The following is a 13,500-nucleotide window of genomic DNA, read 5'->3' as shown; positions in this document are numbered from 1 at the left end:
TGTACCGGTCCTAGAACCCGAGCCGGGCCAGCGCCTTGGGGTCGGACTGCCAGTCCTTGGCGGTGCGCACGTGCAGGTCGAGGTACACCTTGCGGCCCACGAGCTCCTCGATGCCCCGGCGGGCCCTGACCCCGATGTCTTTGAGGCGGGCTCCCCCGCGCCCGATGATGATCGCCTTCTGGGAGTCGCGCTCGACCACGAGACTGACACGCACCTGCAGGCGGCGGCCGGTTCCCTTGACCTGGGAGCCGTCGTGGTCGGCGGCCTGCGGGTCGACGATCTCGTCGACGACGACGGCCAGGGAGTGCGGCAGCTCGTCGCGCACGCCCTCAAGAGCCGCCTCGCGCACGAGCTCGGCGATCATGACGGCCTGCGGCTCATCGGTGACCTCCCCGGTGGGGTACAGCGGCGGGGAGGCCGGCAGGTGGGAGATGAGAACCTCGGTCAGGACGTCGACCTGCTCGCCGGCCACCGCCGAGACCGGGACGATGTCGGCCCAGTCGCCCAGCTCGTCGACGGCCAGCAGCTGTGCGGCCAGGCGGGCGCGTGGCACGGTGTCGGACTTGGTGACCACCGCCACGACCGGGGTGCCCAGGTCGGCGATGTCCCGGGCGATGAAGCGGTCCCCGGGTCCGACCTTCTCATCGGCCGGGATGCACAGGGCGATGACGTCGACATCGGTGAGGGTCTCGCGCACGAGGTTGTTGAGACGCTTGCCCAGCAGGGTGCGGGGCCGGTGCAGGCCGGGGGTGTCGACCAGGACGAGCTGGGCGTGCTCGCGGTGGACGACGCCGCGCACATTGTGGCGGGTGGTCTGGGGACGCCCCGAGGTGATGGCCACCTTGGTGCCGACCAGGGCGTTGGTCAGGGTGGACTTGCCGGCATTCGGGCGCCCCACGAGGCAGGCGAAGCCTGCGCGGAAGCCCTCGGGCACCGGGGGCACGATGATCTCGGCGCGGGTCGAGGCAGCCGGCTCGGCGTCGAGGTCCTCGTCCTCCAGGGCGTTGGGCCCGTTCATCAGCTCCTCGTCGCTGAGGAAGCGGGGCGGGGCGGGGGCCGCGGTCCCTGCCGCGGTCGGGTCGTTCGTCATGGACTTGAGTCTCCTCCGTCATCGGGGCCGTCGGCGGCAGCGGCACGGCTGGCCACGAGGGTGGCCACCTGACGGCGCCGGCCCACGGCCTCCTCGGCCAGGAGCTGGACGCCCTGGGCCCGACCGGCGGCGCCCGGCAGGGGGACGCGCCCGATGGCCTTGGCCAGCAGCCCGCCGGCGGTGTCGACGTCGTCGTCGTCGATCTCCAGGTCGAACAGGGCGCCGAGCTCGTCCAGGCCCAGGCGCACGGGCACCCGGAAGCGGCCCTCGCCCAGGTCCTCGACCTCCGGCTCGGCGGGGTCGTGCTCGTCGGTCAGCTCGCCGACGACCTCCTCGAGGAGGTCCTCCATGGTGACCAGGCCGGCGATGCCGCCGTACTCGTCGACGGCCAGGGCCATGTGGACGTGCCCGGTCTGCATCTCACGCAGCAGGTCGTCGGCCGGCTTGGTCTCCGGGACGTAGACCGGCTCGCGCACGAAGGACGACACCGGACGCTCCCCGTGCTCGGGGTGCTCGGACAGACGGCGCAGGACGTCCTTGAGGTAGACCAGGCCGCGCACGTCGTCGGCGTCCTCCCCCACCACGGGCACCCGGGAGTAGCCCGAACGCACGAACAGGCGCATGGCCGCCGAGGCGGGCTTGTGGGCGCCGATGGTCACCATGTCGGTGCGCGGCACCATGACCTCGCGCACGAGGGTCTGCCCGAGCTCGACCACCGAGCGCATCATCTCGCGGTCCTCGTGGTCAATGGACTCGGAGTCACCGATCTCGTCGATCATCTCGCGCAGGTCCTCGGTGACCTCGGCGCGGGCCTCGGCGTCGGTCAGGGTCGCCGCGCGGCCGTAGCGCGTCTCCAGCCACCGCCAGGGGGTACCCAGGGAGTCGATCCGCTCGAGCAGCGGGGCCAGGACGAGCAGGACACCCGCGGGGTTGCGCCGGCCCGCCGAGCGCGGCGACAGGCCCACGAGGACGCCCAGGACCACGGCGTTGAGGAGGACCGCGCCGCACAGCACCTGCCACCAGGAGTCGAGCACGCCGGCCAGGGCCAGGGTGAGCAGGACGGCGCCGAGCATGTCGATGGCCACGCGCACGGCGGCCAGGCCGGCCAGGACCTGGGGGCGCCGGTCGGCCAGGGCCGCCACCCGAGCGGCTCCGCGGCGGCCGTCCTCGACGAGGTCCTCGGCGGCGGCGCGCGTCATGCGGACCAGGGCGGCCTCCCCCGCCGACAGGGCGGCGCCCAGGGCCAGGACGAGGACGGCGGCCAGGACCAGCAGCACGACGGGCGTGCCGCTCATGCGCCCCGCTCCGCCAGGAAGGTGAGGAGGAGCTTGCGCTGGAGGTCGAACATCTCCTTCTTCTCCTCGGGCTCGGCGTGGTCGAAGCCGAGCAGATGGAGGATGCCGTGGACGGTCAGCAGCAGCATCTCCTCGACCGCCGAGTGCCCCGCCTCGAGCGCCTGGGTCGCGGCCACCTGCGGGCACAGGACGACGTCGCCCAGCATCCCGGCCGGGGTCTCCTCCTCGGCGCTGCCCGGGCGCAACTCGTCCATGGGGAAGCTCATCACGTCGGTGGGGCCGGGCAGGTCGAGCCAGCGCAGGTGGAGCTCGGCCATCGGCTCGGGGTCGATGAACAGGATGTTGAGCTCGGCCAGGGGGTTGACGTGCAGCGCGCGCAGGACGTGGTCGGCCAGTGCGGCGAACTCGGCCCCGTCGATGGGGGTCTCGGTCTCGTTGAGCACCTCGGTGGTCATGGGCGGCTCCTGTCCCAGTGGTCGGACGGTGGGCGGCGCCGGGCGCGCGGGGGGCGCTCGACGGCCGACTCCGCCGCCCGCTCGGCCTCGTAGTGGGCGTAGGCCTCGATGATCCTGCCCACGATCCGGTGGCGCACGACGTCGGCGGCGCCGAGCTCGCAGAAGGTGACCCCGTCGACCCCCTGAAGGACGCTGCGCACGACGAGCAGGCCCGAGGTGCGCGACCCCGGCAGGTCGATCTGTGAGATGTCACCGGTGACGACCATCGTCGAGCCGAAGCCCAGGCGGGTGAGGAACATCTTCATCTGCTCGGGGGTCGTGTTCTGCGCCTCGTCCAGGATGACGAAGGCGTCGTTGAGGGTGCGCCCGCGCATGTAGGCCAGGGGCGCGACCTCGATGGTGCCGGCCGCCATGAGCCGGGGCAGGGCGTCGGGCTCGAGCATGTCGTGGAGGGCGTCGTACAGCGGGCGCAGGTAGGGGTCGATCTTGTCGGTCAGGGATCCGGGCAGGAAGCCCAGGTTCTCCCCCGCCTCGACCGCCGGGCGGGTCAGGATGATGCGCGAGACCCGGCGTCGGGCCAGCGCGTCGACCGCCTTGGCCATGGCCAGGTAGGTCTTGCCGGTGCCGGCCGGGCCGATGCCGAAGGTGATCGTCGACTCCTCGATGGCGTCGGTGTAGGCCTTCTGCCCCAGCGACTTGGTGCGGATGGTCCGGCCGCGGGCGGTCAGGACGTCGTCGGCGAGGACCTCGGCCGGGCGCACCTGGCCGTCGAGCAGGCCGATGGCGCGCTCGACGGCGTCGGCCGTCAGGGGGGTGCCGGCGCGGGCGACGTCGATGAGCTCGGAGAGCAGCACGATGACCGTGTCGACGCGCTGGGGCGGCCCGGAGGCGGTCAGGGTCGTGCCGCGCACATACAGGTCGACGTCGGGGAAGCCGCGCTCCACGGCGCGCAGGACCTCGTCGCGCACGCCCAGGAGGGCCACGGGGGCCAGGTCCGCCGGGAGAACGAGGCTGCGCGTGACCGTGGTGGAGGTGGTCGAGGAGGTGATCGCCGCCGCGGCGGCTGCTGGGGTCGTCATCGCCTCGGAGTCTACCGGCACCTCGTCCCGGCCTTGAGGCCGGGCCCAGGTCGCCCGGTGGGTGCCGCTCACGCGGCGGGCTCGAACTGGCTGTTGTAGAGCTCGGCGTAGGCGCCCCCCAGGGCGATCAGCTCGTCGTGGGTGCCGGACTCCACGACGTCGCCGCCCTCGAGCACGAGGATGAGGTCGGAGTTCCTGATGGTGGACAGGCGGTGGGCGATGACGAAGGAGGTCCGTCCGCTCATGAGTCGGTCCATCGCCTCCTGGACCACCGCCTCGGTGCGCGTGTCGACCGAGGAGGTCGCCTCGTCGAGGATGAGCAGGGGCGCGTCCTTGATCATCGCCCGGGCGATCGTGATCAGCTGCTTCTGGCCGGCCGACAGGCTGGTGGCCTCGTCCAGGACCGTGTCGTAGCCCTGGGGCAGCCTGCGCACAAGGTCGGTCAGGCCGGTGGCCGCGCAGACCTCGTCGAGACGCTCCTGGGAGACCCCCTGCCGGTTGTAGACGAGGTTGTCGCGCAGGGTGCCTTGGAAGGTCCAGGTGTCCTGGAGCACCATGGCGAACAGCTCGCGCAGGCCGGCCCGGCTCATCCGGCGCACCGAGGTGCCGTCGATGGTGATCGTGCCGTGGTCGGCCTCGTAGAAGCGCATGAGGAGGTTGACGATCGTGGTCTTGCCCGCCCCGGTCGGGCCGACGATGGCGACCTTCTGGCCGGGGGCGACCCGCGCCGAGAAGTCCGTGAGGATCGTGCGCTCGGGGTTGTAGCCGAAGCGCAGGTGGCTGACGACGATCTCACCGCAGGCCTGTGCCGGGTCGGGCACGAGCTCGCCGTCGGGACCCATCTCGCGCTCGCTCAGGAGGCTGAAGACGCGCCGCGCCCCGGCGATCATGGGCTGGAGGGTGGCGGCCGTCTGAGCCAGGGCCTGCAGCGGCTGGGTGAACAGGCGCACGTAGATCATGAAGGCCACGATGACCCCGAAGCTGATCGTGCCCCGCAGCGCCAGGACCGCGCCGACGATGCACACGACGACATAGGCGAGGTTCCCGATGAAGATCATGATCGGCATCATGAGCCCCGAGAGAAACTGGCTCCTCCAGGCCACCGAGTACAGGGCCTCGTTGTGCTCGCGCAGGAGGTCGGCGGCGCGCCGCTCTCCCCCGAAGGCCTTGACCACGGTGAAGCCGCCGTAGGTCTCCTCGATGTGCCCGTTGAGGGCGCCCAGGCGGACCTGCTGCTCGGAGTAGTAGCGCTGGGAGCGCCGCATGAGCGCGCTCATGACCGCCGCACCGGCCAGGACGGTCACGATGCCCGACAGCCCCATGATCCAGTTGGTCCACAGCATCATGGCCGCCGAGCCCAGCAGGAGGGTCAGGGAGGACACAAGCGAGGTCAGGCTCTGGTTCATCGACTGGGCGACGGTGTCGACGTCGTTGGTCACGCGCGACAGGACGTCACCGGTGGAACGGGTGTCGAGGTAGGACAGGGGGAGCCGGTTGATCTTGCGCGCGATGTCGTTGCGCATGGCCCGGGTCGAGGACTGCACGACCCCGGCCATGAGGTAGCCCTGGGCGAAGGACAGCAGGAAGCCGGCCGTGTAGAGGGCGGCGAGCAGGGCCGCGAGGGAGCCGATCGCCTCCAGGTCGATCGAGGTCGCCAGCCCCTCGGTGACGAGGTCAGTGATGTCGGCGAGCGTCGAGGGGCCCACGAGGTTGAGGGCCGCTCCCCCGGCCGCCATGACGGTGGCGACCCCGATGGTCGGGGCGTGGGGGCGCAGGTAGTGGGTGAAGCCCGCGCGCACGCCCATGGGCCGCCGGGGGGCCGAGCGGCGCGGCTGGACGGGGTCGAGGTCGATGGCCTCGGTGCTGTGGTCAGCCATGGCGCAGCTCCTCCTCGGTCAGCTGGGAGCGGGCGATCTCCTGGTAGGTCGGGCAGGTGGCGAGCAGCTCGTCGTGGGTGCCCTGTCCCACGACCCGTCCCGCCTCCAGGACGACGATGCGGTCGGCGTGGCGGATCGTGCCGATGCGCTGGGCGACCACGAGGGTCGTGGCGCGCGGCGATCGCTGCGCCAGTGCCTGGCGCAGGGCGCGGTCGGTGGCGTAGTCCAGCGCCGAGAAGGAGTCGTCGAAGATGAGGATCTCGGGCTCGGCCGCCAGGGCCCGGGCGATCGACAGGCGCTGGCGCTGGCCTCCCGACAGGTTCGTGCCCCCCTGGGTGACCTCGGCGTCGTAGCCGCCCTCCTTGGCCGTGACGAAGTCGGTGGACTGCGCAGTGGCCACGGCCCGCACGACCCGCTGCCGCGCCTCGGGGTCGGCGCCCTGGCCGGGGTAGTCGATGTTGGAGGCGATGGTGCCGGAGAAAAGGTAGGAGCGCTGGGGGACGTACCCGATCCGCGAGCGCAGCTCCTCGAGCGGGTAGTCGCGCACATCGACGCCGTCGACGAGCACGCGTCCGGCGGTCACGTCGTGGAAGCGGGGCACGAGGTCGACCAGGCTCGTCTTGCCCGATCCGGTGGCGCCGATGATCGCCACCGTCTCGCCGGGGGCGGCGCTCAGAGACACCCCGGTCAGGCAGTCGGCCGCGGCGTCGGGGTAGCGGAAGGAGACGTCCTCCAGGACGATCGAGCCTCCGCGCTGTGCGGAGGCGGTGGTCGAGGGGGCGTCGACGACGGCCGGGACGGTGTCGATGACCTGGCGGACGCGGGTGGCCGCCACCTGCGCGCGGGGCAGCAGGATGAAGACCATGGTCAGGAGCATGAAGGCCATGATGACCTGCATGGCGTAGTTGGAGAAGACGACCATGTCGGCGAACAGGCCCAGGCGCGCGGGCCGGGCCGCGTCGTTGATGAGGTGGGCTCCGATGGTGTAGACCGCCAGGGCCAGGCCGGCGTTGATCAGGCTCATCCCCGGGCTCATGACGGCCAAGACGCGGTGGGCGGTCAGGTTGGTGCCCGTGATCTCGTCGTTGGCCCGGGCGAAGGCCGCCTCCTGGTAGGCCTCGGCGTTGTAGGCCCGCACGACGCGGATGCCGGTCAGGTGCTCGCGCGTGACGCGGTTGAGCACGTCGGTCAGGCCCTGGATCCGCCGGAAGCGGGGCACGGCGACGGTGATGATGACACCGAGCATCATGCACAGGACAAGCACCGCCACGGCGGTGGCGGCCGACCACTGCCAGCTCTTGCCCGCCACCTTGACCACGGCCCACGTCGCCAGGATCGGGGCCTTGACGATGGCCTGCAGGCCCTGGGCGACGACGTTCTGGATCTGGGTGATGTCGTTGGTGGCCCGGTTGATGAGGCTGGCGGCGGTGAAGCGGGAGACCTCCGCGGTGGAGAAGGCCAGGGAGTGCTCGAACACAGCGGTGCGCAGGGTACGGGCCAGGCCCGCGGCCACGTGCGCGGCGAGGTAGCCCACGATGACGCTGGCGGCCACCGACCCCAGGGCGCAGGCGAGCATCCAGCCTCCTTGCCGGAGGATCTCGCTCATCTGTGAGCCCTCGGTCTGGACGAGCGTCGTGATCGCCGACATGTAGTCGGGCAGGCGCAGGTCGAGCCAGACCTGGATGACGATGAACAGGAGGGCGAGGGCGACCATGGCCCGCTCTCGGCGGCTGAGGTAGGACAGCGCTGAGATCATGCGGTCCTCCTTCCTGTGTGCGTGGTGCCGCGTGCTGCGGGTGTGGGTCGGGTGCGGGGCCGGTCGACGACGCAGGGGGTGCGATGGCCCGGCCGTCGGGGCGGCCGTCAGAGGTGGGCAGGCGCCCCGCCTAGCCGGGCGGGGGCGGGGCGATGGCGCCTGCGTCGATGAGGCTGCGGATGCGTCCGACGATGCGGACCAGCTCGGCGCCGTCGGGCTCGCCCAGGGCCTCGATGAGGCCACCCAGGGCGGTCAGGGCCTCGCGCTTGAGACGTGCGACGGTCTGCGCCCCGTGCTCGGTGAGCTGGACCAGGACGCGGCGCCGGTCGCGGGTGTCGTGGAGGCGTTCGATGAGGCCCTTGTGCTCGAGGGTCTTGAGTATGTTGGCGATCCGCGCCGAGCTGAGGCGCAGGGCCTGGGCGAGCTCGCCCGGTGAGGAGCTCGAGCCGGTGTGGTCGAGGTGGTGGAGGACCGCCCGTTCTCCCTGCCAGGAGCCGTGGAGCTCGCTGCCGGCGGGCCTGCGGATGCCGCAGATGTGCTCGAGGAGCTCGTCGGCCAGCTCGCCGGCCTGCTCGGTGGCGCGGTGGGCGCCCATCAGGCGGGTGTCGTGCTCGGCCTGGCCCACTGCTCCTCCTGCCCCCGTCGCTCCTGTTACTTTCTGCTGCCCGCGCCGCCCGCGCCCGTGGCGCTGGCGGCCCCGTACCGAGCAGACAGTAAGTCTGCCTAGAAGTGTCTTCTAGTGCAAGGAATTGTGACCACTGCCTCCGGGCCGGGGGCGCTCGAGAGACGGAGGCCGCTGCGCGGTGGTCGGGTCGGCGGCCTCATGCGGGCCAGATGCCCGATGACTCGCGGCGGTGGGAGCCCATGAGGTGGGTGTCGACGATCCCGATTGCCTCCATGAGGGCGTACATCGTCGTGGGGCCGATGAAGACGAAGCCCTCCGTGCGCAGGGCCTTGGCCAGCGCCCGGGACTCGGGCGAGGAGGTGGGGACCTCGGCGGGGGTGCGCGGCATGGGCGTGGTGGAGGGCTGGAAGGACCAGACGAGCTCGGCCAGCCCGCCCCTGTCGCGCAGGCGGATCGTGGCCTGGGCATTGGTGATGGTGGCGCGGATCTTGGCCCGGTTGCGCACGATCCGGGCGTCGGCCATGAGCCGGTCGGTCTCGGCCGGCCCGTAGCGGGCGACCCGATCAGGGTCGAAGTCATCGAAGGCGGCGCGGAAGGCGGGCCGCTTGCGCAGGATCGTCGCCCAGGACAGGCCGGCCTGGAAGGCCTCGAGGCTGATGCGCTCGTACACGCCGCGCTCATCGCGCACCGGCATGCCCCACTCGGTGTCGTAGTACTCGCGCAGCAGCGGGTCGGCCGCGGCCCATGCGGGGCGGGCGAGCCCGTCGTCGCCGACAACGGTGCCGACGCCGTCGCCGACGCCCGGACCCACCGGCGCTCCGGGCGCCGCACTGGCCTCGACCACGGGCCGCGGCCGGCAGGGCACCGCTCCGGTCACCGGGATGCTCCTCTCCTGCGCGTCGGCCCGCGCCTCGGGCGCGTCGTGCTCCGCGCGGTCTGTCCGTCGAACTCATGATAGGCCGCACGCCTCCGCCCCTGGGCGGTGCCCACCGGACCGTGTCAGCCGACGGCACTCAACGGGACCGGCGCGGCGTGGTCCGTGAGGCCAGGAGGAGCACGACGATCCCCAAGATCGTCAGCCACAGCAGGTTGCGCCAGAAGCCGCCCGACAGGTCGGCCGAGGAGGCCAGCTCGCCGACGGCGTCATTGGCCCAGGTCATCGGCAGGACGTTGCCCACCAGCTCCAGACCCCGCGGCAGCTCCTCGCGGGGGACCAGGAGGCCGCACAGGAAGATCTGCGGGCTGATGACCACGGGCATGAACTGGACCGCCTGGAACTCCGAGCGGGCGAAGGCGGAGGTGACCAGGCCGGTGGCCACGCCGACGAAGGCGTCGAGCAGGGCGGTCAGCACCACCCAGCCCCAGCTCGAGGCGATGGTGACATCGAGGGCCCAGGCGGCGACGGCGCACAGGATGAGGGACTGTCCCACCGCCGTCAGGGTGAAGGCGGTGGCGTAGCCCAGCAGCAGGTCGGCGCGGTGGAGCGGGGTCGTCCACAGCCGCTCGAGGGTGCCCGAGGAGCGCTCCCGCAGCATGGCCACACTCGTGACGAGGAACATGACGAGCATCGGCAGGATGGCCATCATGGAGATGGCCACCCGGTTGAACAGCGCCTCGCCGCCGGGCTGCTCGGAGTAGACGAAGTAGAGCAGGGTGAGCAGGGCGGCGGGCACGCCCATGATGAGCCCGACGGTGCGCCTGTCGGCCCGCAGCTGGACCAGGATCCGGCCGGTGGTGGGCAGGTAGGTCTGAGGGTTCATTCCTGCTCCTTGCGGACGACGGCCAGGAAGGCCTCGTCGAGGGTTCTCGCGCCGGTGCGCTCCAGGAGCGCCGGCGCGGTCGTGGCGTCCAGGACCCGGCCGGCGCGCATGAGCAGCACCTGGTCGCAGCGGAAGGCCTCGTCCATGACGTGGCTGGACACGAGCAGGGTGGTGCCTCCGGCCGCCAGCCCTCGGAAGGCTTCCCACAGCTCCTCACGGGTGACGGGGTCCAGCCCGACGGTCGGCTCGTCGAGGACGAGGACCTCGGGTCCCGCGACAAGTGCGCAGCCCAGCGAGACGCGGCCCGCCTCCCCACCGGAGTAGGTCTCGACCCGGCGGTCGGCGATGGCGGCCAGGCCCACCAGCTCGAGGACCTCCTCGACGTCGAGGGACCGCCGTCCGGCCAGGCGGCTGAAGTAGCGCAGGTTCTGCCGGGCCGTCAGGTCGCGGTAGACCGCGCTGGACTGGGCCACGTAGCCGACGCGTCCGCGCACCGCCCGGGCGCCGGGGGCAGTGCCGAGGACGAGGACATCGCCCTCATAGCGCTGAACCCCGACCAGCACCCGCATGAGGGTGGTCTTGCCACAGCCCGAGGGCCCGAGCAGCCCGGTGACCGTGCCGGGGGCCAGCTCGAGGTCGATGCCGTGCAGGATCGTCTTGCCGCCTTGCACCACCCGCAGGCGCTGGGCAGAGACGGCCGCCCGATCGTATTTCATCATGCGATGAATATAGTGACGGCTGCGTTCGGTCGCAAGGTGCCCCGGACGCGGCCGCTGCCGCCGAGCCCTCGGCACCTGTCGAGCTCTACCGTGCGTCGCGCCTGCGCATCTGCGCAAGGCGCGCACGGGCCACCAGCGCGGCGTCGAGGACCGCGATCAGGAGCCGCCGGGCAGCTCGCCGGTGGCGTAGCGCTGGATCGTCGGCCCGTAGAGCGCGACGAGGAGCTCGATGTCGGCTGCGGCGATCTCGGAGACCTCGGTCACCCATCGCGCCAGCCCCAGGCCGAGTATCTGGCTGGCGATCAGCTGGGCGCGCAGGTCGGGCCGGTCATCGGTGTGGCGCGTGATGAGTGGCACGAGGAACTGGCTGCTGACAAAGGAGTGGAGGCTCGCGCGCGCCAGGTCCTCGGCCATCGCCGCGCGCACCAGGGCGGTGAACCGGTCCGGACCCACGTCCTGCCAGGTGGTCAGGAAGGTGCGGACGATCCCCTCCCCCAGCCCCGGGGCGGGGATCGAACCGAGGCGCTCGAGCACGGCGTCGAGGTCGAGGCTGCGGCCCTGGGCATCGACGACGATGGCCTGGGCGAAGAGCTGGGCGCGCTGGGGGAAGTAGTGGTGGACGAGGGCGGGGTCGACGCCGGCGTCGCGGGCGATGCCGCGCAGGGAGGTCGAGTAGCCGTCCCGGGCGAAGGCGGTGCGGGCCGCCGCCACGATGGCCTCGCGCGCATCGGGGCTCCCTGCCGGCCTGCGGCCGCGAGGGCTCATGGACGGCCGCCGGTCGGGTCCGCGGACGGGGCGCCCCCCGGGGCCATGGTCCCCGGCTCGGTGAGATCGTGCCGGCGCAGGCGGCGCTGCTCGTTGAGCAGATCGGCGAGCTGGGCCCCGTTCATCGGCAGGCGTACAGCGCTCAGCACACCGGGTGGGATGCCCAGCGCCCGATTGGCCCGGTTCATCCTCCTGGCCACCTGACCCATGTGCCGCCAGGCCCACTGCTCGTCGGCCCACTCCACGGCCACGAGATTCTTCGCAGTACCGAAGCTCCCAGTGGACAGGGGATGAAAGGCGAGGGCCTGCTCCCAGGGGACCTGTCTGACCCAAAGGGGCGCCAAGGAGGACATGACGGCATTGTGCCCGATGGCCGCGCCTCAATGATTGATTCCCAGGGGTCGGCGACACGGGCCGGCGCTCACCCCCACAGGCCGGCGCGCTGGGCGAGCACGGCCAGGGCGGTCGGTCCTGCCGAGGAGGTGCGCATGACGTGGGGGCCCAGGCGCACCGTCACCGCCCCGGCCGCCTCCAGCCCGGCGGTCTCGGCCTCGGAGATCCCGCCCTCGGGGCCGACAACGACGGCCAGGACGGGGGCCTGCTCGCCCTGGCGCCGCTCGGCGGCGGGCAGGGGGACCTGGCTGATGGGGCGGTCGGACTCCTCGTGGAGGACGAGGACGAGACCACCGGCCTGAACGACCTCCCGCGTCCAGTCCACCAGTGCCGGGGTGCCCACGGGCTCGGCGACCTGCGGCACGCGGGCCCGGCGGGCCTGCTTGGCCGCCTGCACGGCGGTGGCCTGCCAGCGCTCGCGGCCCTTGGCCGCCTTGGGCCCCCGCCACACCGACACGCAGCGCTCGGCCTGCCAGGGCAGGACCAGTCCGACCCCCACCTCCGTGGCCGTCTCGACCGCCTGGGAGTCTCGGTCCCCCTTGGCCAGCGCCTGGACCAGGGCCAGCCGCAGCCCCTCGCCGGGCTCGACCACCCGCTCGACCACCCGCACCGTCAGCCGGTCCCGGCGGTCCGTGCCGGCCTCCAGGACCTCGCAGACCAGGCGCAGGCCCTCGCCGTCGACGAGGTCGACCCGCTCCCCCGGGCGCAGGCGCCGCACCGACACGGCGTGGCGCGCCTCGGGGCCGCTCAAGGTGAGGCGGTCCCCGGCGACCGCCTGGGCCGCGGCACCGGTGGGCTCGAGGGTCTGGGGGGTCATGACGAAAACGGGCGCGGTCACGCCCCCCAGCCTACGAGCAGCCGACGTCGAGCTCGCCGGCCCAGTGCTAGCGTCCGGGGCCATGAGCGATGCCGCCCGCGACCTCCACGACCCCGGCCGCCTCCCCGACCCCGGGGAGGTCGCGCGCATCGCCGAGCGCCTGGCCGCCGTGCGGGCCCGGATCGCGTCCGCCGCCCAGCGCGCCGGACGCGACCCCGCCGACATCGACCTGCTGGTGGTGACCAAGACGGTGCCCGAGGGGCGCCTGCGCGCCGCCCACGCCGCTGGGGTGAAGCGCATGGGTGAGAACAAGGTCCAGGAGGCCCGTCTCAAGGCCGAGGCCCTGGCCGACCTGGGAATGCCCTGGGTGCTTATCGGCCACGTCCAGACCAACAAGGCCCGCGACGCCGCCCTGGTCGCCCACGAGCTCCAGTCCCTGGACTCCCTGCGCCTGGCCGAGGCCCTCGACCGGCGTCTGCAGGCCGCCGGTCGTGGCCTGGACGTCTACGTCCAGGTCAATACCTCCGGGGAGGACACCAAGTTCGGCCTGCCCCCCGAGGAGGTCGCCGGATTTCTCACCCGCCTGGCGGCCTACCAGTCCCTGCGCGTGCGCGGGCTCATGACGCTGGCGGCCCACAGCACCGACACGGCGCGGGTGCGCGCCTGCTTCGACCTGCTGCGCACGCTGCGCGACGCCGGCCGCCAGGCGGGCACGATCGGGGACGGCCTGCTGTCAATGGGCATGAGCGGGGACCGCGAGCCCGCGATCGAGGCCGGATCGACCTGCGTGCGCGTCGGACAGGCGATCTTCGGAACCAGGCCGGCCCCCCGGGCCTGAGGCGCCGGCAGGCAGCCGCCGCGCGGGGCCG

14 protein-coding genes are annotated in these 13,500 nt (G+C 72.5%); 1 reads left to right on the top strand and 13 read right to left on the bottom strand.

Features of this window, described 5'->3' with window-relative positions; all coding sequences use genetic code 11:
• Positions 1 to 10: 10 nt before the first annotated feature.
• From era to Q4C85_RS04540, 13 genes are all read right to left on the bottom strand, one after another.
• The gene (gene era, locus Q4C85_RS04600) at positions 11 to 1,090 is read right to left on the bottom strand and encodes a GTPase Era (RefSeq protein WP_303140076.1); all 1,080 of its coding nucleotides are present in this window, start codon (positions 1,088 to 1,090) and stop codon (positions 11 to 13) included.
• Positions 1,087 to 2,385 carry a hemolysin family protein gene (locus tag Q4C85_RS04595; protein ID WP_303140074.1) on the bottom strand — a complete coding sequence of 433 codons (1,299 nt, stop codon included), beginning with the start codon at positions 2,383 to 2,385 and terminating at the stop codon, positions 1,087 to 1,089. The genes era and Q4C85_RS04595 overlap by 4 nt, the downstream gene beginning before the upstream one ends.
• Positions 2,382 to 2,840: an rRNA maturation RNase YbeY gene (gene ybeY / locus Q4C85_RS04590; protein WP_303140072.1), complete on the bottom strand. Its 459-nt coding sequence runs from the start codon at positions 2,838 to 2,840 to the stop codon at positions 2,382 to 2,384. Before ybeY ends, Q4C85_RS04595 begins: the two co-directional genes overlap by 4 nt.
• Positions 2,837 to 3,919, bottom strand: a complete 1,083-nt coding sequence (locus Q4C85_RS04585; RefSeq protein WP_303140070.1) for a PhoH family protein — start codon at positions 3,917 to 3,919, stop codon at positions 2,837 to 2,839. The genes ybeY and Q4C85_RS04585 overlap by 4 nt, the downstream gene beginning before the upstream one ends.
• 68 nt (positions 3,920 to 3,987) lie before the next feature.
• Entirely contained in the window at positions 3,988 to 5,796 is a 1,809-nt protein-coding gene (locus Q4C85_RS04580) for an ABC transporter ATP-binding protein (protein ID WP_303140068.1), read from the bottom strand.
• Positions 5,789 to 7,552, bottom strand: coding sequence for an ABC transporter ATP-binding protein (locus Q4C85_RS04575; RefSeq protein WP_303140066.1), 1,764 nt, complete (start codon positions 7,550 to 7,552; stop codon positions 5,789 to 5,791). Before Q4C85_RS04575 ends, Q4C85_RS04580 begins: the two co-directional genes overlap by 8 nt.
• A gap of 130 nt (positions 7,553 to 7,682) precedes the next feature.
• Positions 7,683 to 8,177: a MarR family winged helix-turn-helix transcriptional regulator gene (locus tag Q4C85_RS04570; RefSeq protein WP_303140064.1), complete on the bottom strand. Its 495-nt coding sequence runs from the start codon at positions 8,175 to 8,177 to the stop codon at positions 7,683 to 7,685.
• A gap of 196 nt (positions 8,178 to 8,373) precedes the next feature.
• Positions 8,374 to 8,988: a DNA-3-methyladenine glycosylase I gene (locus Q4C85_RS04565; RefSeq protein ID WP_303140154.1), complete on the bottom strand. Its 615-nt coding sequence runs from the start codon at positions 8,986 to 8,988 to the stop codon at positions 8,374 to 8,376.
• A 202-nt stretch (positions 8,989 to 9,190) separates the two neighbouring features.
• Positions 9,191 to 9,937: an ABC transporter permease gene (locus tag Q4C85_RS04560; protein WP_303140063.1), complete on the bottom strand. Its 747-nt coding sequence runs from the start codon at positions 9,935 to 9,937 to the stop codon at positions 9,191 to 9,193.
• The gene (locus Q4C85_RS04555) at positions 9,934 to 10,656 is read right to left on the bottom strand and encodes an ABC transporter ATP-binding protein (RefSeq protein ID WP_303140062.1); all 723 of its coding nucleotides are present in this window, start codon (positions 10,654 to 10,656) and stop codon (positions 9,934 to 9,936) included. Before Q4C85_RS04555 ends, Q4C85_RS04560 begins: the two co-directional genes overlap by 4 nt.
• 156 nt (positions 10,657 to 10,812) lie before the next feature.
• The gene (locus Q4C85_RS04550) at positions 10,813 to 11,421 is read right to left on the bottom strand and encodes a TetR/AcrR family transcriptional regulator (RefSeq protein ID WP_303140060.1); all 609 of its coding nucleotides are present in this window, start codon (positions 11,419 to 11,421) and stop codon (positions 10,813 to 10,815) included.
• Positions 11,418 to 11,672, bottom strand: coding sequence for a hypothetical protein (locus Q4C85_RS04545; RefSeq protein WP_303140058.1), 255 nt, complete (start codon positions 11,670 to 11,672; stop codon positions 11,418 to 11,420). The genes Q4C85_RS04550 and Q4C85_RS04545 overlap by 4 nt, the downstream gene beginning before the upstream one ends.
• A 170-nt stretch (positions 11,673 to 11,842) precedes the next feature.
• Positions 11,843 to 12,652: a 16S rRNA (uracil(1498)-N(3))-methyltransferase gene (locus tag Q4C85_RS04540; RefSeq protein WP_303140055.1), complete on the bottom strand. Its 810-nt coding sequence runs from the start codon at positions 12,650 to 12,652 to the stop codon at positions 11,843 to 11,845.
• 61 nt (positions 12,653 to 12,713) lie between these two features.
• Here Q4C85_RS04540 and Q4C85_RS04535 point away from each other — a divergent pair, with 61 nt between their 5' ends.
• The gene (locus tag Q4C85_RS04535; protein WP_303140053.1) at positions 12,714 to 13,469 is read left to right on the top strand and encodes a YggS family pyridoxal phosphate-dependent enzyme; all 756 of its coding nucleotides are present in this window, start codon (positions 12,714 to 12,716) and stop codon (positions 13,467 to 13,469) included.
• Positions 13,470 to 13,500: the final 31 nt, after the last annotated feature.

It is taken from the genome of Actinomyces sp. (assembly GCF_030524025.1).
Classification (GTDB): domain Bacteria; phylum Actinomycetota; class Actinomycetes; order Actinomycetales; family Actinomycetaceae; genus Actinomyces.
This window is presented reverse-complemented; position numbering and strand designations above follow the sequence as displayed.